This is a genomic window from Streptococcus sp. KHUD_015 (genome assembly GCF_051106265.1).
GTDB lineage: Bacteria > Bacillota > Bacilli > Lactobacillales > Streptococcaceae > Streptococcus.
Genome location: NZ_CP193665.1, coordinates 1,186,002 through 1,209,112 on the forward strand (window position 1 = coordinate 1,186,002; position 23,111 = coordinate 1,209,112).

The window sequence follows — 23,111 nt, forward strand, 5'->3', positions numbered from 1 at the left end:
GGCAACGTTACGGTTACCATCTATTATACCATGAAATTTCTTAAGAACCAAAACTCTTGAAGAAGTTGGCAATGGCTTGCCAGAGGGAACTTAAGAAGTTACCCCCGTCTTCTAGCGCCTTATCAGCATCAAAGTTAAGGTTGATATTTTTAAAACTGTCGCCAGCTTGTGATACGATACTTTGTTTAAGGTCATTTAAGGTTTTAGTAAAGTCTGCATTGCTGAGGATATCACTCTTTGAGAGATTCAAAGCAAAATTAATGATAATATTGATCTGGTTTCCTGTTATAACCTGATCAAGTTTGTAATTTTTTAAGGTATCTTCAACAATTTTACGGACATCTTCCTCTGTCAGATTTCCCTTGCTTTCTTTAGCTTTGGCAAGTCCTGACTTGATATCGGCTAGGGCAACGTTTAATTTATTAGCATCATAGCCTGACTTGTCCTTGTTTTCAGCATTGATATCGGATAAAACCTTCAACTCTTCTTGAGCCAAATCTTTATTGGCTTGCGGTACCTTGGCTCCATTAGCTTCCAGCGAATAGTAAATCCCGGCTAAGGCACTCTCACCTGTAACTGGAATGGGTGCTGCTACAGTGATTTTGGCGTGTTCCACACCCAAAGTTACGGCTGCGTTTCGGTACATATCCTGAGTCACCTTAGTGATATTTTCTGGTGTTTCAATCTTGACCTCAAGTGGCGACTTGTCACCTAGTTTTTGAATCTTGGCTGATGAATACAACTGTAAACTTGAGTCATTGGCCACATTCATAATCTTAGAATAGACATCAGGTGTCATAGTCTTGAGTTCTTTAGTATCTGTTGAGGCATTGTAGCCTAGTTTTTTTAGAGTTTGATTTTTTTGATCTTCAGACAATGAAGAACCTAGGACATATTCAGATTGAACATAGGTTTCATCGATGACTTTTTGAACATCTGTTGCTGCGTGGACGCTATTCATAGCTGTTACTGCCCACAAGACCGCAGCACTAGTCAGAAAGAGTTTCTTTCTCATAGGGAATTTCCTCCTTTACCATTCTAGAGTAATATATCTATCTTAAAGAAAACTTATAACAAAAACACCTGGTCTAGCCAGATGTCGAAAAGAGAGTGAAACATTTGATGATGTAAAGGTTGAGTTGCACCTGTCTAGAATAGTAATAGTTTCCTCCATTTACATAGAGTTCGGCACCGTGAAAAACGGAAATGGGGTGAATATAACTATAAGTCTTTCCAGTGGTATTACCAAGCAAGGGAGCAACAGTATCACGAGAGTACTGTTTGGCCAGAGCTAAGGTGTTTTCCTTGCCATTTTGGGCGATAAAATCTATATAGGCAGGTCCAAAATTGTAGGCTTGAACAGCCGTCCAGACATCTACCCCCTTCTTCTGGGCCAGATAGAGATTGTCTGTCAGAGTTTGAACGCCTTGCCGAATGCTAGAGGCATTATCATTGATGGTATTGGTAGCGCCACTAGCAGACTCACTAGACTGCATAACATCGCCTTCTTTTCCTTTTGTTTCGGTATAAATCATAGCGAGCACAAGCTCTTCGTTTGCTGGGGTGTCTTTTTCACTCAAAATTTCTCGCACCATGGGTTGATAGGTCATGACTTGCTTGACATCTTGGTGAACGCGGTAAGCTTTATATCAAGCAAAAAGGAAGACTGCTAGTACAAGCACTCTTCGAATTCGTTTAAACATTATTTACTTTGGATATCCTCGATATTTTTGATTAAGATAGAGTAGGTTCCATTGTCGTTTTGGATAAATTCAACAGACTCAGCGTCTTGATAAACATTATTGGGAACGATGAGCTCAATTCCATTTGACAAGGAGAGTTTTTGGTTTTCAAATTTCTTTAATTGGCGACTGGCATCAATTTCATCAAACTGAACAGGCTCTGGTACAGCTTCCTTAACTTGATCAATAAAGCTCAAACGAGCCGTCAGATTATTGTCAAAAAGGTCGTTAGCCAATTTCTCTGGTGACAATTCATTACTTTCTTCTAGATTATTGAAAATAGCTGATTTGACCTTGGATTGAAATTGAAAATCATCTGTGTTAAAAGTCTCAGCAATTCTCTGAGCTGTTTTTTCAAGTTCTTTGATAGATTTCTTAGGAGAAATCTTAGGAGCGACAGCAAGAAGATTGTCTGAAAAGTAGTTCAAAAAAGTTCCATTGTACTTGATTCGTTTCTCGATCAGGTGGTACTTGCGACTTTGAAGATTGACGACCAAGGCCTCATCAGCTCCTGTTCCAAATCCAGGCAAGTTATTCTGAGTTAGCTTGATTGGATTATCAACTTCTCCACCAAGGTGGGTCAAGGTCTCCCTCAGGGCAATTCTCAAGAAAGCGAAATGTTCTACATCTTCTTTAGAAAATTGCACAAAAATCAAGTCATTGGTCTTGAGATTTTCTGAAATGCTGAACTCCTCTTTCCAGAGATTAGCCAGTGTTACTGATGTCTCCAACAAATCGTCTGTGATGTGATTGAAGAAGGGATTTTCTTCCTCGAAAATCCCAGTCTTGGCTTCATCTGAATACACACGTTCAATTTTTTTACGCAAGTATTCTTCGATTTTTGGAGTGATATTGAGAAACTTATCCGCTAGGAACAGCTCGGTATCATCCGGACTGAACTGATGAATAATAGCTTTCTTAATATAAATGTCCATAAAAGTTTTAGTCCTCGTATAATGGGAAAGCATCTGTTAATTCTTTAACTGAACTTCTCACTTCTTCTAAGACAGCTTCATTTTCTGCATTCTTAAGGGTTTTAATGATGAGCTCAGCCACTTTGCGACTTTCTTCTTCACCAAATCCACGTGCAGTAATGGCTGCTGCTCCGATACGAATCCCACTAGTCTTGAATGGTGACAAGCTTTCGTAAGGGATTGAGTTTTTATTTAGGGTAATATTGACTTCATCCAGCAAGTTTTGAGCAACTTTTCCGTTTTCTACAACCTTAGTCACATCCACTAGGAAGAGGTGGTTTTCAGTTCCTCCAGAAATGATACGAAAATCAGGGTCTTGCAAGAAGACATCTGCCATAGCCTTGCTGTTCTTGATGACATTGGCAGTATATTCCTTGAAGGCTGGATCCAAAACTTCTTTGAAGGAAACTGCCTTAGCTGCCACAACATGCTCCAAAGGACCGCCCTGAATACCTGGGAAGATAGCTGAATTGATTTTCTTAGCAAGTTCTTCGTCATTAGTCAAAATCAAACCACCACGAGGTCCACGAAGGGTTTTGTGGGTCGTTGTTGTAGTGATATGAGCGTATGGCACTGGGCTTGGGTGAAGACCAGCTGCAACCAAACCAGCAATATGAGCCATATCTACCATGAGTTTCGCCCCAACAGCATCTGCAATTTCACGGAATTTTGAAAAGTCGATAATTTGAGAATAGGCTGAAGCACCTGCTACAATCAGTTTTGGTTTTACTTCTTGGGCTTGTTTCAAGATAGCATCAAAATCTAAAAGTTCAGTTTCAGGATTCACACTATAAGAAACAAAGTTGTAGGTTTGACCTGAGAAGCTAACAGGAGCTCCGTGGGTCAAGTGCCCACCTGCTGCCAAATCCATCCCCATAACGGTATCACCTGGCTCAATCAAGGCCATGTAAGCCGCACAATTGGCTTGGCTTCCTGAGTGTGGTTGGACATTGGCAAATTTTGCACCGAAAATTTCTTTTGCGCGTTCAATGGCTATAGATTCTACCACGTCTACTACATCAGTTCCACCATAATAACGGCGTCCTGGGTAACCTTCGGCGTATTTATTCGTCAAGATAGACCCTTGAGCTGCCATAACAGCCTTGGAAACTACGTTTTCCGAAGCAATCAACTCAATGTTGTTTTGTTGTCGTTCTTCTTCTTTGGCAATAGCATTCCAGAGATCAGCATCATATGCTTTAAAATCGTCTTTGTCAAAAATCATAGGTCTTCTCCTTTATAGTGTGACTGGTCCTTTAGTTTGGTTCTACAATAAGAAAATAAACTAAAAGATGCGAATAAACCGTTTCTGCACTTTATCACAAGTATAACCAACTTTTTCATAAAATGCATGAGCTCCCAGACGATGGTCGGCAGAGTTTAAGCGGATAAACCTATAGCCGCGTCTTTTTGCTTCTTGCTCCAACCCTTGTAATAAGCTTTTACCAATACCTTGACCTTGCGCTTGAGGTGAGACTGCTAAGGCTAAAATATTAAATCCTGCTTTGGAATAGAGTGATTCGTAAACTTCAGCGTGGACATATCCAAGTAAGACATGATTAGCTACATCCTCATAACCAAGTAGGAAATGATGGGAATCCTGAGACAATCTAGCTAGTTGACTATCCGTTTCCTCTAGACTAAAAGAATAGCCCAAAGCCTCTTGGTTGATCTCACATATAGCTTTCACATCAGTTTCTATTAAATTTCTTAGCATTTCATACCTCCTCAAAAGAAATCTCTGGCAACCGAGCAAGAATGTCCTCTCGCTTAATCGCCCCTTGGCGTAAGATTTTCACCTTGTCTCCAGACAAATCCAAAATAGTTGAATCCTGTCCAGTTAGAAAATCATCGTCTTCCAGACCCAGAACCTCTTGTTCAAAATCCTCTAGAATCTGATCAAAGGTCACGCCACTTGCCTGACCTGAAATATTGGCAGACGGCCCAATCAAGGGACCTGTCTCTCGAATCAAATCAAGGGTAATGGGATGACTAGGCATCCGAAATCCAACAGTTGCGAGGCCCGAATTGACCCAATAGGGAACTCGGTCATTAGCTTCAAGGATAATGGTCAAGGGACCTGGCAAAAAGGTCTCTACAAGTTTTTGTAGATAAGTTGGCTGATTCTTAGAAAAGTGCAAGATATCCTCTAAAGAGGCAATATTGAGATTGAGTGCCTTATCTCTAGGACGACGTTTGAGTTGGTAAACATGGTCAACTGCTTTTTCGTCTAAGGCCTTAGCAAAAAGACCGTATACTGTCTCTGTAGGCAGAACGACAGCTCCACCCTTTTCTAACTCTTGTCTAATCCTGTCCATAATCAACCACGACCATCCTATCTTGACCAAATTGGTCCTTAAGTGTTCTTACACGTTTTTCAGGAAGATGTTTCCTAAAAAGCTCAGGAACACTTTGACCTTGCTTGTATCCAATTTCAAGGTAAATCTTACCACCATCTTTGAGATAGTCTTTTGCATCTTCCGCAATTCTACGATAAATAGCTAGGCCATCCTCATCTGCAAAGAGAGATAGATGGGGCTCCGAATATAAGACATTCAAGCCGACCTCTGTCTCATCTTCACGAGAGATATAGGGTGGATTGGATACAATTATATCATATTTTTCAGAAATTTCTGCAAAACAATCAGATTTTTTAAAAAATATATTAAATTTTTGATTTTTAGCATTCTCGCTAGCTAAATCTAAAGCATCTTGGGAAATATCCGCTGCTGTCACTGACCAATCTGGTCTGTTTTTTGCTAAGGCGAGAGCAATAGCTCCACTACCAGTCCCGATATCTAGGACCTTAAGATTTTCCTCAGAATTTTCAGCCAGAATAAGCTCCACTAACTCCTCTGTCTCTGGACGGGGAATCAAAACCCGCTCATCCACTTTTAGCTGCATTCCATAAAAATCTGCCTGTCCGATGATATACTGTGCTGGTTTATGATCTACTAACTGTTGAAAAATTCCTTTTACAAATTGTTTTTCTTCCTCTGATACCTCTTTCTGGAGGGCAAAAACAAAGTCTGTAAAAGAGAGATTTTTCAGGCTACGATAGACAAAAGAGAGGCTTTCAGCTTCCTCTCCTTGTCTTATCAACTCTTCTTCAAAATCTGAAAATAATTGAGCTAATTTCATTATTTGTTTAATTCTTCTAATTTTTGTGTTTGGTCATAGAGCACCAAGGCATCCACAACTTCGTCCAATTTTCCAGACAAAATCGTATCTAGTTTTTGGAGGGTTAAGCCGATACGGTGGTCTGTGACACGGTTTTGTGGGAAGTTATAAGTACGGATTCGTTCTGAACGGTCCCCAGTACCGATTGTCGACTTACGCTCAGCGTCCTGTTCATCCTGAGCAATCTGAGCAAAGTGGTCAGCAACACGCGCACGGATGATTTTCATGGCTTTCTCACGGTTCTTCTGCTGAGTACGTTCTTCCTGCATCTCAACCTTGATATTGGTTGGCAAGTGAACGATACGAACGGCAGTCGCAACCTTATTTACGTTCTGTCCACCAGCACCAGAGGCGTGATAGATGTCGACGCGAAGGTCTTTGGGATCAATGTCGTATTCAACCTCTTCCACTTCAGGCATAACAAGAACTGTCGCTGTAGAAGTATGAACACGGCCTTGGCTTTCTGTCACAGGAACACGTTGCACACGGTGGGCACCTGACTCATACTTAAGTTTAGAGTAAACAGACTGACCTGAAACCATGGCAACCACTTCTTTGAAACCGCCGACACCATTCATAGAAGCCTCCATGACTTCAAAGCGCCAGCCTTGGGCTTCAGCATATTTTTGGTACATGGTTAGGAGGTCACCAGCGAAAAGTGCTGCTTCGTCTCCACCAGCTGCACCACGGATTTCTAGGATGATGTTCTTATCATCGTTTGGATCCTTTGGAAGGAGCAAGATTTTCAGTTTTTCTTCGTATTCTTCTTTTTCAGCCTTGGCATCTTTGAGTTCTTGCTTGGCCATTTCTTCCAAATCCGCATCTCCGCCTGATTCCTTAATCATCTCTTCGGCATCAACGATGTTTTGAAGGACTTGTTTGTACTCACGATAGGCTGTTACTGTGTCACGAGTTGAAGCCTCTTCTTTTGAAAGCTCCATGAAACGCTTGGTGTCCGAAACCACATCTGGGTCACTGAGCAACTCTCCTAATTCTTCATAACGGTCTTCTACAGTTTGTAGTTGATCATAGATGTTCATTTTTCTTCATTCTCCTTATTGATTTCAGGGGCAAAATAATGTTTACGGCAAACTGAGATATAGGTTTCATTGCCACCAATCTGAATCTGCTCACCATCGTAAACGGGCAGTCCATCCTGTGTTCGCAAAACCATAATCGCCTTTTTCTTACAATACTGACAGATGGTCTTGATTTCGTCGATCTTATCTGCTAAGAGCAAGAGATACTTGGAACCTTCGAACAGTTCATTGCGAAAATCATTTTTCAAACCAAAAGCCATGACGGGTATGTCTAGCTCATCAACAACACGAGCTAAGTCGTAAACATGGTGACGCTTGAGAAACTGGGCTTCATCGACCAACACACAGTAAGGTGTTTCTGGTAGGTCTCGGATATAGCCAAAGATATCCGTCGTTTCCTCAATCGCAATGGCAGGGCGTTTCATGCCAATACGACTCGACACATAGCCAACACCATCACGCGTATCCAGAGCCGAGGTCATAATCACAACACTTTTTCCCTGCTCCTCGTAGTTATAGGCCACTTTGAGAATCTCAATCGTTTTACCAGAATTCATGGTCCCATAACGATAATACAACTGTGCCATGTTTCTTGCTTCACGTCCATTTCTAAATTTTTGCTACATTCTAGTATATCATAATTTTCTTAAGCTTTAAACGGCAAAATGTGGTAAAATAGAAGAAATCAAAAACTAGTGGAGGAAGCTATTATGCCATTTGTACGCATCGATTTATTTGAAGGACGCACGCTCGAGCAAAAGAAAGCTCTTGCTAAGGAAGTAACAGAAGCTGTTGTTCGCAACACTGGAGCCCCTCAATCTGCTGTCCATGTCATCATCAACGACATGCCAGAAGGAACTTACTTCCCTCAAGGGGAAATGCGTACCAAATAAACTAGCTTAAGCAGAATTGCTTAGGCTTTTTCAATCTCCAAGTAGCATCCATTGAAGAAATAGTTCAAATTTGTTACAATTTGAAAAGAGACTTGGAAAAATTTCCAAGAAAAGAGTTATTGATTAAAGGAAACATTATGATTACACGTGAATTTGATACCATCGCTGCTATCTCTACTCCACTAGGTGAAGGAGCAATTGGTATTGTCCGCTTAAGCGGAACAGACAGTTTTGAAATTGCACAAAAGATTTTCAAAGGGAAAGACTTGAGTCAGGTTGCTAGCCATACCCTTAACTACGGTCACATTATTGACCCTCAGACTGGTAAAATCATGGACGAAGTCATGGTTGGAGCCATGAAATCTCCAAAAACCTTCACTCGTGAGGATATTATCGAGATTAACACCCACGGTGGTATTGCCGTGACCAATGAGATTCTCCAGCTAGCTATCCGTGAAGGAGCTCGGTTGGCTGAACCTGGTGAATTTACCAAACGTGCCTTTCTAAACGGTCGCGTAGACTTGACACAGGCTGAGGCGGTGATGGATATCATCCGTGCTAAGACTGACAAGGCTATGAACATTGCGGTCAAACAATTGGATGGTTCCCTTTCTGACCTTATCAACAATACCCGTCAAGAAATCCTCAATACACTCGCCCAAGTTGAGGTTAATATCGACTATCCTGAGTATGACGATGTTGAAGAAGCGACTACTGCTGTGGTCCGTGAAAAGACTATGGAGTTTGAACAATTACTAACCAATCTCCTTAGAACAGCCCGTCGAGGTAAAATCCTTCGAGAAGGAATTTCCACTGCTATTATCGGACGTCCCAACGTTGGGAAATCAAGCCTTCTCAACAACCTCTTGCGTGAGGACAAGGCTATCGTAACAGATATCGCTGGGACAACACGTGATGTCATTGAAGAATACGTCAACATCAACGGTGTCCCTCTCAAGTTGATTGATACAGCTGGTATCCGTGAAACAGACGATATCGTTGAACAAATCGGTGTTGAACGCTCTAAAAAAGCTCTTAAGGAAGCTGACTTGGTTCTACTAGTACTAAATGCCAGTGAACCACTGACTGCTCAAGATCTTCAGCTTCTTGAAATTAGTCAGGATACCAACCGCATTATTCTACTTAATAAAACCGACTTACCTGAAGCGATTGAGACTTCGAAACTACCTGAAGACGTTATTCGTATTTCAGTCCTTAAAAATCAAAACATTGATAAGATTGAAGAGCGCATCAACAACCTCTTCTTTGAAAATGCTGGTTTGGTTGAGCAAGACGCTACTTACTTGTCTAATGCTCGTCACATTTCCCTGATTGAAAAGGCAGTTGAAAGCCTACAAGCTGTTAATGAAGGTCTTGAACTGGGGATGCCAGTTGATTTGCTTCAAGTAGATTTGACACGTACTTGGGAAATTCTAGGTGAAATCACAGGTGATGCGGCTCCTGATGAACTCATCACCCAACTCTTTAGCCAATTCTGTTTAGGAAAATAAGAAATCCATGATCGTACATTCGGTCATGGATTTTATTGTCTTTATTAGTAATCTGGTCTTAAGACCCCTGTTACAGTTGCCTTGGTTGCTTCGTAGTCGCCATCTACGACAACCTTGATAATACGTTTGGCATCTTCTTCTGGTGCTGGAACAAGAGGTAGACGAGTTGGGCCAGCTTCAAATCCCATATAGTTAAGAACGGCCTTAACTGGAGCAGGACTTGGATAAGAGAAGAGGGCATTAACCTTAGGAATGAATTTACGCTGAATTGCTGCGGCTTTCTTCATATCGCTTTCTGCAATGGCCGTAAACATCTCGTGCATCTCATCCCCATTTGTATGAGAGGCAACAGAAATAACCCCATCCGCACCAAGGTTCATGGCATGGAAAGCATCTCCATCCTCACCTGTATAAATCAAGAATTCTTCAGGCTTGTGCTCAATCAAGTAAGCCATATTAGCCAAGCTAGTACATTCTTTGACACCGATAATATTTGGATGGTCAGCCAAACGAAGCATGGTTTCCGGAGTTAATTCAACAACTACACGCCCAGGAATGTTATAGATAATAATCGGTAAGTCAGAAGCGTCTGCAATTGCTTTAAAGTGCTGATACATCCCTTCTTGAGAAGGTTTGTTGTAGTAAGGGACGATTGCAAGTCCAGCTGCAAAACCACCAAACTCTGCTACTTCTTTTACAAACTCGATTGAATCACGAGTATCATTGGTACCGATACCAGCAATAAGCGGTACCCGACCATTAACAACTTTTTGTACAGCAGTAAAAATCTCCAACTCTTCATCGTGGGTCAAGGTAGGACTTTCAGCTGTCGTACCAGCAAGAAGAATTCCATCCGTATGATGGTCCAATAAATGCTCAATCAAGGCTGGAATAGCATCAAAGTTGATGGAACCATCCTCGTGGAAGGGGGTAATAAAGGCTGTGATGATTTTACACTCTTTTAAATCTTGATAAGACATGAGAAACACCTCTCTATTTCAAAGAAGGAGTTCATCTGAACTCCTAAATTATATGACTATTTTAATTCAAATTTCAATTCAGCTGTTGGACGAACCAAGCCACGTTCGTGAAGAGTTTCTGCAATCTGAACTGAGTTCCAAGCAGCACCTTTGAGAAGGTTATCTGAAACAACCCACATGTGAATTCCTTTTTCAGCATCCAAGTCTTTACGGATACGACCAACAAAGGTATCACGTGAACCAACTGCATTGATGGCTTGCGGATAGATTTGATGAGCTACATCATCTTCAAGAACAGCACCTGGGAAGGCTGCGATAGCTGCTTTCACTTCTTCGATTGGAGCCACTTCTTTTGTTTCGATGTAAACAGACTCAGAGTGAGCTGACAAGACTGGAATTCGCACACATGTTGCAGATACTGCGATGCTATCATCTTCCATGATTTTCTTAGTTTCCTTAGTCATCTTCATCTCTTCGTATGTGTAATCATTGTCAGTGAAGACATCGATTTGTGGGAGAGCGTTGAAGGCGATAGGATAATGTTTCTTATCACCACCTGAAGGCAAAATTTCTGCGTGTAAATCACGTGGTTTCACTCCATCATTCAAGACTTCACGAAGTTCACGTTGTGTTTCAAGAATTGCTCCCATACCAGCACCTGAAACTGCTTGGTAAGTTGAAACAATGATACGATCCAAGCCCCATTTTTGGCGAACTGGCTCAAGCGCTACCATCATTTGGATTGTTGAACAGTTAGGGCAAGCAATGATACCGTTGTGGGCATCAAGTGCGTGAGCATTGACCTCTGGAACAACCAAAGGAACATCTGGATTTTGACGGAAGTAAGATGTATTATCAACTACTACCGCTCCAGCTTTAACTGCGTACGGTGCATACTTAGCTGATGTAGAACCACCTGCTGAAAAGAGAGCAATATCAACTCCTTCAAAAGCTGTTTCAGTCGTTTCTTCAATCGTAATATCTTGGTCTTTAAATTTCAAAGTCTTGCCCGCTGAACGTGCAGAAGCAAGTAAACGAATTTTATCGATTGGAAGTGTTGATTCTTCCAACATTTTTATCATCTGAGCACCGACAGCACCTGTCGCGCCGACTACAGCAACTGTATATCCCATAAATAACCTCTTTCGGAATTTTCTAAAAATTTCTATAATAGATGTATTATACTACTTTTTCCATGAATTGCAAAGCTTTTTCATCATTTTTTGGAAAATAAAAATCCCCAGTCGCTAGACCAGGGACTAAGAGGCATCTTCATGTGATGAGCAGGTTCACACAACTCATCAAGGTCCGCTCCTGCGTTATGACCTCCTTATGCTCAATAGTAGTCCGAAGACTACCTATCGACTCATCGCATCTACTATATTACTAGAGATACTTGGTTTTGTCAATAAAAAATTTTTGCAGGATGATTTTTATTATACAAAAATCAAAATTTTTCTCGCGAGCATAAGAAAAAACTCTTGCGTTCAAGAGTTTCCCTATAAATATCATGCTAATTGCCGGGATTGAACCGGCGACCTCATCCTTACCATGGATGCGCTCTGCCAACTGAGCTAAATCAGCTTACTTAAAAAGTATACTATAGTTAGAAAAACTTGTCAAGTTTTCTTAGAAATTTTCTATAAGGAAAAGCCAGGTAAGAGCTACCTAGCTTATCTAATTCTATTTGCTTAAATCGATTCGACGACCAATTTTACCGATAATAATCGCTCCAATAATCAATGAAGCAAATTCACCAACTCCTGTTGTAAACCAAGTAAGGAAAAATGGTAATTGCGCTACGATATTCAACTCGGCAGCGATAGTAAACATGGAAATGGAAAAGAGGATTGAAAAGAAGAAATGGTCTTTTCGAATCAATCCGTTAAAGAGGTAATCCTTGCTGTATTTTGCAAAAAGCCAAACACCTAAACTGAGGAATACCAAGGTTGATCCACCACCAACAAAGACATCTAGCAGTCCGAAGCTAAAGAAATTAGCAATCATACAACCGATGGTAACTCCGATGATGTACTTAGGATTGTAAAAAGCCATAAAGTTCATCATTTCTGAAATACGGAACTGATAAGCGCCATAGCTAATGGCATTTAGAGGCGGTGTGACAGTCAAAACGACGTAGATAGCAGCGACGATTGCAATATCTGCTACATCACGAACAGTTAATTTTTTCATCATTTCTCCTTTGGCGGGTTGTCCGCGTAAAATATGCTTGGTGAAAGAAGCTAAGCACCAAGGGTTGATTCATTCAACCTTACTAGTATAGCACAATAGCCTGCTTTATGCTATACTAAAAGCATGAAAAAACGCATTCAAAATCTCTTCATGAATGAGCTCTTAGCCTATCTCTTTTTTGGTATAGCGACGACTCTTGTTTCTATCCTATCTCGATTAGTCATTTATCAATTAACCCATAAAGAACTTCTCGCTACTGGACTAGCAAATATTATCGGTATCCTCTTTTCCTTTATCACAAATGATACAATCGTGTTTAAGCAAACAAGGAAGAATCGACTTATCCGTTTATTGAAATTTTCTCTTGCTCGCCTTTCTACTTTTCTGTTAGATTTTCTCTTTACTTTTCTGTTTGTGACTCAATTCCCTCATATCATAGGGCAATTTGTAAATGAAAATCTTGATAAGATAAATGCAATTGAAACGATCATTTCACAATTTTTGATAATTATTCTTAATTACATTCTTAGTAAGGTATTTATTTTTAAAAAATAAAAAAATTTAAGCATATAGCTTGCAAGCATTTCTTAATTAATATATAATAAAGATAAAAAATTTTGGAAAGGAATTATGAAAATGTTAAAAGATCTTAAAGCATTTTTGCTTCGTGGTAATGTCGTAGACCTTGCTGTCGGTGTGATCATTGCCTCTGCTTTTGGTGCAATCGTAACTTCATTCGTTAACGATATCATCACTCCACTTCTATTGAATCCAGCCTTGGAAGCTGCGAAAGTACAAAACATCGCTGAACTTGCATGGAATGGTGTTACATATGGTAAATTCTTGAGTGCTATTATCAACTTCCTTGTTGTAGGTACTGTTCTCTTCTTCGTTATTAAAGCTATGGAAAAAGCTCAAAGCCTTACTAAAAAAGAAGAAGCTGCTGAGGAAGCTCCAGCTGCTCCAACTGAATTGGAAGTACTTCAAGAAATCAAAGCGCTTCTTGAGAAAAAATAATCGATTAAAAGGATCTAGCACAAAGCTAAATCCTTTTTCTTTACTCTTTCGGCAACTTACCTGCTTTCTCTAGCATTTTCTTGATCAAATAAGGCATCTTAACATTTTCACGACCTTTCTTCTCAATCAGTTTTTTCACAAATTCTGGCATTTGTAAATCTTGAGATTCGGCCAAGATATTTTTAGTCTCATCTGAAGGAACTAATTCATCAAAGGTTTCTTCTTCTGGGAGAAATTCCTTAAATTCTTGATGTTCATTAGCTCTGACTGTATTGATCAAAGCATCAATCAAACGAGAATCTGTATTTGGCATTGGTGGACGATGGTAGGTCACACCCAATTCTTGACACAAGTCATAACATTCCACATCATTATCAAATAAGACTTCAATATGCTCGCTAATGAAGCTGATAGGAACAAAAATATAATGGTCTGGATGTTCTGTCTGTTCTCTGAGATACTCCAAAACGTCTGGCTTAATCCATGGAATTCCGATATCACTTTCACTCTGCCAAGTATTAGTATATTGCTCAGAACTCAAGCCTAGTTTTTCAGCGACTAGCTTGCTATTTTCAAAAATTTGGTCGATATAAGGGTCACCAAAATCCAAGGCAAAAATGGGTACACTATGTGCTGAAAAGATGACTTTAAAGCTATCTTGTTTTACTTCTTCTTTTAAAATCTTAGAAATTTCATCTTCCCAATAGTTTAGCAAGGCCTCTTCTTGATACCAGTCCTTAATGACCAAAAATTGAATTTGCTTGCTTTCTAAAAATTTCTCATAACCCATGACAGAGTAAAAAGAATAATGGGGCTCCAAAATCAGGCAAATACACTGTTCAATGCCGTCTGCTTCCATCTGAGCAATCACATCTGGAATAAAAGGTTTGGAAAATTTATTGGCAAAATAGACACTATACTCATTCCCCAGTCTAGCTTCTACTAAGGAAACTTCTTCACGGGTAATTCTTTGCAGAGGCGTACCTCCAATAAGTACATAATTATCATAGAGTGTTTGAATCTCGTGGTCTTGAGGTCTCACTCCACGACGAATATTTGTGAAAAAATCAGCCACACCTTCAAAGGTAATCTCTTCTGGCGAACCGAAAGTCATCATTAAAATTGCTTTTTTCATAACTGCTTCCTTGTGATGTTTTTATCAAATTTATTTTATCATGAATCCACTGATAAGTAAACGCTAACATAGAGAATTTCCCTAACTTCTGTCTTTTGTTTTTCTCTTCTTTCTATGATACAATGGAAAAAATGAATTCAAAAGGAGTTATTTATGACTTACCCCAATCTCTTGGACCGCTTCTTAACCTACGTTAAGGTCAACACGCGCTCTGATGAACACTCTACTACTACTCCAAGTACACAGAGTCAGGTTGACTTTGCGACAAATGTCCTCATTCCTGAAATGAAACGTGTTGGATTACAAAATGTTTATTATCTACCAAATGGTTTTGCTATTGGAACCTTGCCAGCCAATGATCCATCTTTAACACGTAAAATTGGCTTCATCTCCCACATGGATACTGCTGATTTTAATGCCGAAGGAGTCAATCCACAGGTAATTGAAAACTACGATGGGGGTGTGATTGAACTTGGAAATTCTGGTTTTAAACTAGATCCATCCGACTTCAAGAGTCTTGAGAAATATCCAGGACAAACGCTTATCACAACCGATGGAACAACCTTGCTAGGTGCCGATGATAAGTCAGGAATTGCTGAAATTATGACAGCCATTGAATATCTAAATGCTCATCCTGAAATCAAACACTGTGAGATTCGTGTTGGTTTTGGTCCAGATGAAGAAATCGGTGTTGGTGCTAATAAATTTGATGCAGAAGATTTTGATGTTGATTTTGCCTACACTGTTGATGGAGGACCACTAGGAGAACTTCAGTACGAAACTTTCTCAGCAGCTGGTGCTGAATTGCATTTCCAAGGTCGTAATGTCCATCCTGGTACTGCAAAAGGGCAAATGGTCAACGCCCTTCAGTTAGCAATTGATTTTCACAATCAACTTCCAGAGAATGAACGTCCTGAGTTAACGGATGGTTACCAAGGGTTCTATCATCTTATGGATGTGACAGGTAGTGTCGAGGAAGCGCGTGCAAGCTACATCATTCGTGATTTTGAAAAAGATGCCTTTGAAGCGCGTAAAGCAGCTATGCAGTCTATCGCTGATAAAATGAATCAAGAACTTGGCAGCGACCGTGTCACCCTAAACTTGACAGACCAGTACTACAATATGAAAGAAGTCATTGAAAAAGATATGACTCCAATTACCATTGCTAAGGCCGTTATGGAAGATTTAGGTATCACACCTATTATTGAACCAATTCGCGGCGGGACAGACGGCTCTAAAATTTCCTTTATGGGAATCCCAACTCCAAATATCTTTGCTGGTGGCGAAAACATGCATGGACGTTTTGAATATGTTAGCCTTCAGACTATGGAACGTGCAGTTGATACCATCATTGGTATCGTAGCTTATAAATAATTGATAAAAAACCGAGCATATCCAACTACGGAAATGCTCGGTTTTAGTATTTTATACTCGTCGAAAATCTCGTCAAACCACGTCAACATCGTCTTGCTGTACTCAAGTACAGCCTGCGGCTAGTATCCTAGTTTGCTCTTTGATTTTCATTAAGTATTAAAAGTGACATCTTTCCCTGCCCCTTTAGTTATCTCCCAATTTTCTCGTCTACTTGATTGTATTTCACTTAATACAAGGAAAACAATCTAAAACTAATTGTTACAACCTTCTTGCATCCAATTCGAATACACTATTTAAGGGCATTTTACATTAATTAGTCTTTTTTTCTTTTGACCATTCCAATCATTCCTAAGAACATGCCCATAATTCCTACAGATGCAAAAGCAGAACCATCTTCACTTCCTGTTTTAGGTAGAACTTCTTGACGATTTGCAGGTGCCTGATAAGTCTTATCTTCTAACATAGGCGGAACTACATATGACTTATCATCATTTTTATCTACGATTTGATTCATAGTTTTTTCAGAGGCAGTTACATCACTAGTAAATCCTGATTCTTGATGACTTGCAGCTTCTCCACTAGGAACTCCTTCCTCAACGTTCGAAACTCCATGAGTAACTCCTTCAGAACCAGTCATACTACCAGTAAACTCTGGTAAGTTATGAATAGCTGCTTCAGAACCCGACACACCACCAGTAAACTCTGGTAAGTTGTAAATAGCTGCTTCAGAATCAGACACACCACCAGTAAACTCTGGTAAGTTGTGAATAGCTGCTTCAGAACCCGACACACCACCAGTAAACTCTGGTAAGTTGTGAATAGCTGCTTCAGAATCAGACACACCACCAGTAAATTCTGGTACCTTATGGTCAGCTGATACGATTTTAGCTGATTCTTCTTTCTTAGTTCCAACCAACACAATTTCATCTTGCGCAACTTCAATAACTTCACGAAGTTTTATAGTACGGCTTCCATCTGGTGCTACTTCAGTCAAGATACGTTCCTTACCTGCACGACCTACCTGACTCACTCGAGTTTCACCTTTTGGAAGACTTGAATCTTCTTGTTTAACTGTCTTGAAGTTAATTACTTCTTCTACTACTTCAAGACTTGGTTGAGGTTGAACTAGTTCCTTATCTCCATCCGTTGGAACTATGGAATATTTCACTTCCTCTTTCGGAGTCGCTTGAAGCTGGTTGATAGAAGTTAGAGCTGCTTGCAAGGCTTTGTCTACTGCATCTTGTGTCTTGGCTTCTTGGATAGCTGTAAGTGCCTGTTCTGATAACTCGACGAGATGCTTCTTAGCTTCTTTATCGCTACCTAGTTCCTTGCTCTTGTTTTGGATAGCCTCTGCCAAGCTTGCCATAGCCTTGTCGTAGTTAGGCTCTTCTGGCTGGGATGGTTTTGCTTCCTCTTTCGGAGTCGCTTGAAGTTGGTTGATAGAAGTTAGAGCTGCTTGTAAGGCTTGGTCTACTGCATCTTGTGTCTTAGCTTCTTGGATAGCTGTAAGTGCTTGTTCTGATAACTCAACTAGTTTCTTCTTAGCTTCTTTATCGCTACCTAGTTCCTTACTCTTGTTTTGGATAGCCTCTGCCAAGCTTGCCATAGCCTTGTCGTAATTAGGCTCTTCTGGCTGGGATGGTGTTTCTTCCTCTTTCGGAGTCGCATGAAGTTGGTTAATAGAAGTCAGTGCTGCTTGCAAGGCTTTATCTACTGCATCTTGTGTCTTGGCTTCTTGGATAGCTGTAAGAGCCTGCTCTGATAACTCAACGAGATGTTTCTTAGCTTCTTTATCACTACCCAGTTCCTTGCTCTTGTTTTGAATGGCCTCTGCCAAACTTGCCATGGCCTTGTCGTAGTTAGGCTCTTCTGGCTGAGATGGTTTTGGTTCCTCTTTCGGAGTCGCTTGAAGTTGGTTGATAGAAGTTAGAGCTGCTTGCAAGGCTTTGTCTACTGCATCTTGTGTCTTAGCTTCTTGTATAGCTGTAAGAGCTTGTTCTGATAACTCGACGAGATGCTTCTTAGCTTCTTTATCACTACCCAGTTCCTTGCTCTTGTTTTGAATGGCCTCTGCCAAGCTTGCCATAGCCTGGTCGTAGTTAGGCTCTTCTGGCTGCTCTGATGGCGAAGTATCTTCTTTTCCATAGTTTTCTTCCTTATCAAGGATAGCTTGTAAGGCTGTGGCTGTTTTCAGAATTTCTTGAGCATTGGAAGGACTTGCTGAAAGTTGCTCAGATAATTTATCTAAGTTTGATTTGAAAGCTTCACGAGCCTCTGGAGTGTCCTTTAAGCTTGTCTGATCAAATTTATCTAACTCCTCCTTCCAGTTCTTCATAGCCTGAACTAATTCTTCTTTGGTATAAAGAGCGCTTTCTGCTCCACGAGTGATGAACTTATCAACTTGAATACCAATATTTCTAGAGGTATCATTTCGTTTTGGATCCAATTGCAAGGTTACAGCATGCCAACCTTCTTCGAGTCCAGTCAAACGAACAAGAGTCTGATCACCTTGACGTGTAGTTGCTGTACCACTGAAGTATTTCTTACCATCTACAAGAGAAGCATTTCCTTGACCATCTTGATACTCAAGTTCTTTACCATCTAGAGTAACTTTATAGACACCATGACTAGGGTCAACAAAACCTTTAACTTCAATACCTGTGCCATAGAAGTAAGCTGTTACGCTAGCATTTTTCTTCTGTTCTTCATTCAAGCGACCAAATGATGTCCAAGATTCAGTATTTTGGTATTTACCTGCCGAATTGGTTTCATGATGCCAACCTGGGCTATAATCAAGTTGACTAGCCTGATCATCATGACTTACTTGATCTTTTTGAAGCAAGTCAGCTTTCATTACTCGAACAGTTGCTTCAGTTGCAAATCCAAGCAAGGCATTGTCTGATGCACTTGTCATTTTCACTTTAAAGTCAAAAATTGAATCAGCTTGCTCGGTAAAGTCAATTGTCGGAATTGTCAAAGTCTTTTCTGTTTCACCATCTTGGAAGGTCAAATCAGCCGTTGTATCCTTATAAACCTTACCGTGAACCCCTGTTCCTGGCTCAGTCACGACATGAACTGTCGCAGCTCCTTTGCTACCACCAACACGTTTGATGGTTACAGTAACTGGTTGGCCTTTTTGAACTTCATAGGTTGTTTCTTTCAACTCAAACATACCCTTACCAGCATTATTAAGCGTATAGATACCTTCAGTTGCAATAGCTTCGCCTGTTTTATTAACGATTTTGATCGTGTGTTCGCCTGGAGCCAAGTCATCTGTTTCATAAACCATCTGGCTACGTTTACGAGCTGTATTCTTAGTTTGCACATCTGCAACCTTTTGACCATCTACATAAACAGACATTTCACCATGATGTGGATCCACTGTAGATACGACATAAGCCTTAGTTCCGTTGAAACGGTAGGTTACGCTAGCATCTTTTTTATTGGTCCACATGGATGTACCACGAATACCTTCAGATTCATCATACCAGATTGTATTAGCTTTATCGGCTGTTGTATTTGAATGGTAGTCCAATCCAAGAGGATAACCATCTGTTTTTTCGATACTGCTTGGTGTCTTATAAACAGATAAGTTTGTCAAAATAGGAGTCGCTTGTGCACCAGTAATGGTTACACGAATCTTTTGCGCTTCTACTGGTTGACCTTGGATAAGGCGACGATAACCAACAGTTGATCCTTCACCGTATGGTACCCAGCGACCATTTAGCTCCACTTCAACCTTAAGCCCTGAGATACGTTGACCTTTAGCAATATCTTCTTTGAGTTCGACTACGTCAAAGCGTCTCTTTTGACCAAGATCGACTGTAAATTCACCTGTCTTCGCATCATTTGACAATGCCCAGCTAGTATCATCCTTACCATCTGTTAGGTGGCTTGCTTGATACAAGTGATTCTTACGAGTAGAGCTTGCAGTTACAGTTGCTCCCTTGGCGAAGTCAGTCGCATACATTTGATCCAAGGTTGCTCGGAATTCTTTCAAGCGAGCCACATCTGCATCTGCAAATTTACCTTCTTTATTTGGTGGAATATTGAGAAGAAGCGGCGTTCCACGACCAACAGACTTGAAGTAGATATCCATCAAATCTTTGATTGATTTTGGTTGTTGATTGTCATGGTAGAACCAACCTGAACGGATAGAAACGTCTGCTTCACCGACAGAATACATATCTCCTTCTGGATCCCCATGGTTGAGATAGTCATTCTTCACATCGTCAGTGATTTTAGCTTTCTTGACCTTATGCCAGACTGGATCTCCGGCTATACCACGTTCATTACCGATCCAACGGACACTTGTCGGTTGAGCAGAGAAGATAGCGATATCTCCTTCAGCTTCTTTGATGTACTTGAACCATTCGTCAAAGGTGTAGGTTACTTTTTGTGCTCCACTACCACGCGCACCGTCCATCCATACTTCGATAAATTTACCATTGTTTCCGTATTTAGGATTGCCAAGGATTTCTTTCAGTTGGTTGAGATAGTATTCGTTGTATTCTTTTTCAGTTGAAACATGATATTTAGGGTTATTAGCGTCCCATGGTGATAGGTAAACACCCATATTCATATCATACTTAGTCGCTGATTTAGAGATTTCTTCGAGAAGATCTCCCTTACCATTTTTCCATGGACTAGCAGCTACCGTGTGGTCTGTGTATTTAGATGGATAAATCACAAAACCGTCGTGGTGTTTTACAACCATTATTGTTCGTTTGAATCCAGCATCCTTCAAAGTCTTAATCCACTGGTCTGTATCAAGGTTAGTTGGGTTAAAGTTTTGAGGATTTTCTCTACCGTTCCCCCACTCAGAGTTGGTATACGTATTCATACCATAATGGATGAAGGCTGCCAATTCTTCCTTGTGGTAGTCCAATTGAGCCTTGCTTGGAAGTGGTCCGTAGTTTCCAATTTCTGTTTCTTCGTCTTTGGGATCAACCACTGGAGTTACAGGAGTTACTGGTTTTGGATCTTCAATTTTTTCGTATTCAAAAATAACTTGGTTCACTCCTTTATGTTGGATTGTTGCTTCTTGGCTTTCATTGACTGCACGATATCCTGCAATTTCTTTGGCTTGGAATCTATGAACAAAGGAAACTTCGTATTCTTTACCATCGTTATTGTCAACAGTTGCAGGCGCTAATTCTTGGTCTGTACCTTTCAAGCGGTAACGAAGGTCGAAGGAACCCTTATTGACTTTATAAACCACCTTGATGACACGAGTTCCTGCAGGAGCCTTGCTCACAACGCTATAATCCTCTCCCCAGGCATCTTTCAGTTGCTTGTTGACAGCTTTGCCATCAATCGATACAATCTCGTATTTGTCTTTATTCTTCTTGTAGAAATCAGTCTTCTCAATTTCTGTTTTATAGTTATAGTCAAACTGAGTTCCAACTTCTGTCTTTTCAACAAAAGTATCGTTTTCTTTGACTGGATTATCATTTTGGTCTAGGTGCTCAACGACAACTCGTCCATAGTCTACACCTTCAAGGAGAGTTGCAACACCACTTTCATCGAAAGAGTATTTATTTTTGCCAATAACAGCTGTCTTATTTCTAATCATTTCTCCTTCTGGAGTAAAGTAGTAACGATTACCATTATCTCCTTGGTACCAGCCTTTGACTCCATATTTATCAATGATTTCTTTGACCCATGCTAGTTGTTCAGGCGATAGGACAAGTCCTCCTCCAAAGCGGTCTTTTTCAGCGATATTCATATTATCAACAGTTCCATGTTGGTGAATTCCAATAACTTTACCATCACCATTAATAATTCCACCACCAGAAAGACCAGAAACAGAAGTCAGGCGATAAGTGATGCCAACTGCTCCTTTATCATCAAGCTTTTCAATACCCTTAACAACACCATCAGCCTTATACAACTGACCAGGGATGATTGGTTCCTTCAATTCTGGAGAAGTGGAATCTGTCGGATATCCTATGGTACTAACTGGTTCACCAGCTTTATAGTTACGATGTTCTGCAAGAGGAGTAAAGGTAGCTTCCTTATTTGGACTTGCAATCGAGAGCGGTACTGGTGCTACTACTAAAGCTAGGTCATTCTTCACTCCTTCACCAAACTTTTCTTTATTCCAGAAATGAATATCCTTTTCCTTGAACAAAACGGTATTTCCTGACGTTGGCAAAGAATTGTTCTTAGCAGTATTTGAACCTACATTGTAATAAAACTTAGTAGTCTCACCACCACGAATAGAGCCGACATTGGTATCTGCATCCTTGACTAAGAAATTATGTGCTACTGTCAACATAATATTTGGAGCTACAAAGATTCCAGATCCAGAATTGAGATAACGTTGGCTACCTCCACCTGCTAAAGGTGAACTGAAAATTGTATAAACCATAGCAGCTGAGGTAGCTGGCTGGCCTTCATAATTGATACGTTTAAGGTCTTGCCCACCATTGATAATGGCTCTATTTTCTTTTTCGCCTTCAGTTGGAGCTACTTCCGTAGGTTTCAATATACTCTTAGTCTCTACTTGTGGACTTTCTCTTTCTGAAACAATAGCTGAAGTATCTACTTGTTTCACTGGGGTATCAGGATAAGCACGATCAGAGATTTCTTCAGGGAGTACATCACCAGCCACTTCAGTAGTTTTGGCTTTCTTAGCCACTTTCTCGACGTCAGGTTCTGTTTTTTCAGTTACTTCTTCTTTTATCGCTTCTACTTTTTCATGATCTACATCTGCTGTATCTTTTCCTTGACCGTCCACTTCAAGTTTCGGTTCTGTCACAAGTTCACTAGCCGCAACATTCCCAGATGCAAAAAAAGCAAGACCGACTGCTACAGAAGCAACACCAACAGTCAGTTTACGAATACTAAAGATTCGACCTTTTTCTAAAAAATATTGTTTCATCAAATACTCCTAATCTTCTAGAGCAGTCAGCTACTGCCCGAGCCCAGCTTTAACTGGTGACATTGTTATTTTTATGTACTATTCAAAAACCCCTTCCAATAAATTCTTTATTTAGACCATTACAAGCACCGAGAAATCGCTTACATTTTTTTGGATAAAATAATGCTTCTAATAGCTATTTCTCAT

The 23,111-nt window shown here is 40.3% G+C and carries 18 protein-coding genes, 1 tRNA gene, 1 pseudogene and 1 riboswitch; of the genes and pseudogenes, 5 read left to right on the plus strand and 15 right to left on the minus strand.

What is annotated here, in order from left to right; all coding sequences use genetic code 11:
* Nucleotides 1-40 precede the first annotated feature (40 nt).
* The 9 genes and pseudogenes from ACORHU_RS05455 to ACORHU_RS05495 all read right to left on the minus strand — a co-directional run bounded on the left by ACORHU_RS05455 (nucleotide 41) and on the right by ACORHU_RS05495 (nucleotide 7,523).
* On the minus strand, nucleotides 41-1,015 hold the full coding sequence (locus ACORHU_RS05455) for a DUF1002 domain-containing protein (protein WP_434363829.1): 975 nt from the start codon (nucleotides 1,013-1,015) through the stop codon (nucleotides 41-43).
* Between the two features lie 73 nt (nucleotides 1,016-1,088).
* Nucleotides 1,089-1,703, minus strand: a pseudogene (gene pmp23, locus ACORHU_RS05460) (cell wall hydrolase Pmp23).
* Nucleotides 1,703-2,677, minus strand: coding sequence for a nucleoid-associated protein (locus tag ACORHU_RS05465; RefSeq protein ID WP_434363831.1), 975 nt, complete (start codon nucleotides 2,675-2,677; stop codon nucleotides 1,703-1,705). The pseudogene pmp23 and the gene ACORHU_RS05465 overlap by 1 nt, the downstream one beginning before the upstream one ends.
* A 7-nt stretch (nucleotides 2,678-2,684) precedes the next feature.
* Nucleotides 2,685-3,941, minus strand: coding sequence for a serine hydroxymethyltransferase (gene glyA, locus ACORHU_RS05470; protein WP_434363833.1), 1,257 nt, complete (start codon nucleotides 3,939-3,941; stop codon nucleotides 2,685-2,687).
* A 60-nt stretch (nucleotides 3,942-4,001) separates the two neighbouring features.
* Entirely contained in the window at nucleotides 4,002-4,433 is a 432-nt protein-coding gene (locus ACORHU_RS05475) for a GNAT family N-acetyltransferase (RefSeq protein WP_061759150.1), read from the minus strand.
* Between the two features lies 1 nt (nucleotide 4,434).
* On the minus strand, nucleotides 4,435-5,037 hold the full coding sequence (locus tag ACORHU_RS05480) for an L-threonylcarbamoyladenylate synthase (protein WP_173278458.1): 603 nt from the start codon (nucleotides 5,035-5,037) through the stop codon (nucleotides 4,435-4,437).
* Complete coding sequence (gene prmC / locus ACORHU_RS05485) at nucleotides 5,021-5,857, minus strand: peptide chain release factor N(5)-glutamine methyltransferase (protein WP_061759152.1); 837 nt, start codon at nucleotides 5,855-5,857, stop codon at nucleotides 5,021-5,023. Before prmC ends, ACORHU_RS05480 begins: the two co-directional genes overlap by 17 nt.
* Nucleotides 5,857-6,936 carry a peptide chain release factor 1 gene (gene prfA / locus ACORHU_RS05490; RefSeq protein ID WP_001028830.1) on the minus strand — a complete coding sequence of 360 codons (1,080 nt, stop codon included), beginning with the start codon at nucleotides 6,934-6,936 and terminating at the stop codon, nucleotides 5,857-5,859. The genes prmC and prfA overlap by 1 nt, the downstream gene beginning before the upstream one ends.
* A complete protein-coding gene (locus ACORHU_RS05495; RefSeq protein ID WP_434363835.1) occupies nucleotides 6,933-7,523 on the minus strand; it encodes a thymidine kinase in 591 nt (196 codons plus the stop codon). Before ACORHU_RS05495 ends, prfA begins: the two co-directional genes overlap by 4 nt.
* A gap of 123 nt (nucleotides 7,524-7,646) precedes the next feature.
* On the opposite strand from ACORHU_RS05495, the gene ACORHU_RS05500 reads away from it, so the two are divergent.
* Together ACORHU_RS05500 and mnmE are read left to right on the plus strand one after the other, a co-directional pair.
* Complete coding sequence (locus ACORHU_RS05500; RefSeq protein WP_001117401.1) at nucleotides 7,647-7,829, plus strand: 4-oxalocrotonate tautomerase; 183 nt, start codon at nucleotides 7,647-7,649, stop codon at nucleotides 7,827-7,829.
* Nucleotides 7,830-7,966: 137 nt separating this feature from the next.
* On the plus strand, nucleotides 7,967-9,340 hold the full coding sequence (mnmE, locus tag ACORHU_RS05505) for a tRNA uridine-5-carboxymethylaminomethyl(34) synthesis GTPase MnmE (protein WP_061759154.1): 1,374 nt from the start codon (nucleotides 7,967-7,969) through the stop codon (nucleotides 9,338-9,340).
* A 44-nt stretch (nucleotides 9,341-9,384) separates the two neighbouring features.
* Here mnmE and dapA read toward each other — a convergent pair whose 3' ends face one another.
* From dapA to ACORHU_RS05525, 4 genes are all read right to left on the minus strand, one after another.
* Complete coding sequence (dapA, locus tag ACORHU_RS05510; RefSeq protein ID WP_285306498.1) at nucleotides 9,385-10,320, minus strand: 4-hydroxy-tetrahydrodipicolinate synthase; 936 nt, start codon at nucleotides 10,318-10,320, stop codon at nucleotides 9,385-9,387.
* A gap of 56 nt (nucleotides 10,321-10,376) precedes the next feature.
* Entirely contained in the window at nucleotides 10,377-11,453 is a 1,077-nt protein-coding gene (locus tag ACORHU_RS05515) for an aspartate-semialdehyde dehydrogenase (protein WP_000542462.1), read from the minus strand.
* Nucleotides 11,454-11,831: 378 nt separating this feature from the next.
* Nucleotides 11,832-11,904: transfer RNA gene (locus tag ACORHU_RS05520), tRNA-Thr, on the minus strand.
* Between the two features lie 99 nt (nucleotides 11,905-12,003).
* Nucleotides 12,004-12,513, minus strand: coding sequence for a QueT transporter family protein (locus ACORHU_RS05525; RefSeq protein WP_000737313.1), 510 nt, complete (start codon nucleotides 12,511-12,513; stop codon nucleotides 12,004-12,006).
* Nucleotides 12,511-12,608: riboswitch (PreQ1 riboswitch) on the minus strand. It overlaps the preceding gene by 3 nt.
* Nucleotides 12,609-12,636: 28 nt before the next feature.
* On the opposite strand from ACORHU_RS05525, the gene ACORHU_RS05530 reads away from it, so the two are divergent.
* Together ACORHU_RS05530 and mscL are read left to right on the plus strand one after the other, a co-directional pair.
* Complete coding sequence (locus tag ACORHU_RS05530; RefSeq protein ID WP_285306497.1) at nucleotides 12,637-13,068, plus strand: GtrA family protein; 432 nt, start codon at nucleotides 12,637-12,639, stop codon at nucleotides 13,066-13,068.
* Between the two features lie 81 nt (nucleotides 13,069-13,149).
* Nucleotides 13,150-13,530, plus strand: coding sequence for a large conductance mechanosensitive channel protein MscL (gene mscL, locus ACORHU_RS05535; RefSeq protein ID WP_140832809.1), 381 nt, complete (start codon nucleotides 13,150-13,152; stop codon nucleotides 13,528-13,530).
* Between the two features lie 40 nt (nucleotides 13,531-13,570).
* Here the strand turns inward: mscL and hemH are convergent, their stop codons facing one another.
* The gene (hemH, locus tag ACORHU_RS05540) at nucleotides 13,571-14,665 is read right to left on the minus strand and encodes a ferrochelatase (protein ID WP_285306496.1); all 1,095 of its coding nucleotides are present in this window, start codon (nucleotides 14,663-14,665) and stop codon (nucleotides 13,571-13,573) included.
* Nucleotides 14,666-14,818: 153 nt separating this feature from the next.
* Here hemH and pepT point away from each other — a divergent pair, with 153 nt between their 5' ends.
* A complete protein-coding gene (gene pepT, locus ACORHU_RS05545; RefSeq protein WP_140832799.1) occupies nucleotides 14,819-16,039 on the plus strand; it encodes a peptidase T in 1,221 nt (406 codons plus the stop codon).
* Between the two features lie 313 nt (nucleotides 16,040-16,352).
* Here pepT and ACORHU_RS05550 read toward each other — a convergent pair whose 3' ends face one another.
* A complete protein-coding gene (locus ACORHU_RS05550) occupies nucleotides 16,353-22,925 on the minus strand; it encodes an SIALI-17 repeat-containing surface protein (RefSeq protein WP_434363839.1) in 6,573 nt (2,190 codons plus the stop codon).
* Between the last annotated feature and the right edge of the window lie 186 nt (nucleotides 22,926-23,111).

What these genes read in the sequence shown, in the direction of transcription:
- ACORHU_RS05530 (WP_285306497.1), top strand. Translation starts at nt 12,637, where the DNA reads ATGAAAAAACGCATTCAAAATCTCTTCATGAATGAGCTCTTAGCCTAT.
- glyA (WP_434363833.1), bottom strand. Translation starts at nt 3,941, where the DNA reads ATGATTTTTGACAAAGACGATTTTAAAGCATATGATGCTGATCTCTGG.
- ACORHU_RS05495 (WP_434363835.1), bottom strand. Translation starts at nt 7,523, where the DNA reads ATGGCACAGTTGTATTATCGTTATGGGACCATGAATTCTGGTAAAACG.
- prmC (WP_061759152.1), bottom strand. Translation starts at nt 5,857, where the DNA reads ATGAAATTAGCTCAATTATTTTCAGATTTTGAAGAAGAGTTGATAAGA.
- mscL (WP_140832809.1), top strand. Translation starts at nt 13,150, where the DNA reads ATGTTAAAAGATCTTAAAGCATTTTTGCTTCGTGGTAATGTCGTAGAC.
- ACORHU_RS05500 (WP_001117401.1), top strand. Translation starts at nt 7,647, where the DNA reads ATGCCATTTGTACGCATCGATTTATTTGAAGGACGCACGCTCGAGCAA.
- mnmE (WP_061759154.1), top strand. Translation starts at nt 7,967, where the DNA reads ATGATTACACGTGAATTTGATACCATCGCTGCTATCTCTACTCCACTA.
- ACORHU_RS05515 (WP_000542462.1), bottom strand. Translation starts at nt 11,453, where the DNA reads ATGGGATATACAGTTGCTGTAGTCGGCGCGACAGGTGCTGTCGGTGCT.
- prfA (WP_001028830.1), bottom strand. Translation starts at nt 6,936, where the DNA reads ATGAACATCTATGATCAACTACAAACTGTAGAAGACCGTTATGAAGAA.
- hemH (WP_285306496.1), bottom strand. Translation starts at nt 14,665, where the DNA reads ATGAAAAAAGCAATTTTAATGATGACTTTCGGTTCGCCAGAAGAGATT.
- ACORHU_RS05465 (WP_434363831.1), bottom strand. Translation starts at nt 2,677, where the DNA reads ATGGACATTTATATTAAGAAAGCTATTATTCATCAGTTCAGTCCGGAT.
- ACORHU_RS05455 (WP_434363829.1), bottom strand. Translation starts at nt 1,015, where the DNA reads ATGAGAAAGAAACTCTTTCTGACTAGTGCTGCGGTCTTGTGGGCAGTA.
- pepT (WP_140832799.1), top strand. Translation starts at nt 14,819, where the DNA reads ATGACTTACCCCAATCTCTTGGACCGCTTCTTAACCTACGTTAAGGTC.
- ACORHU_RS05550 (WP_434363839.1), bottom strand. Translation starts at nt 22,925, where the DNA reads ATGAAACAATATTTTTTAGAAAAAGGTCGAATCTTTAGTATTCGTAAA.
- ACORHU_RS05475 (WP_061759150.1), bottom strand. Translation starts at nt 4,433, where the DNA reads ATGCTAAGAAATTTAATAGAAACTGATGTGAAAGCTATATGTGAGATC.
- dapA (WP_285306498.1), bottom strand. Translation starts at nt 10,320, where the DNA reads ATGTCTTATCAAGATTTAAAAGAGTGTAAAATCATCACAGCCTTTATT.
- ACORHU_RS05525 (WP_000737313.1), bottom strand. Translation starts at nt 12,513, where the DNA reads ATGAAAAAATTAACTGTTCGTGATGTAGCAGATATTGCAATCGTCGCT.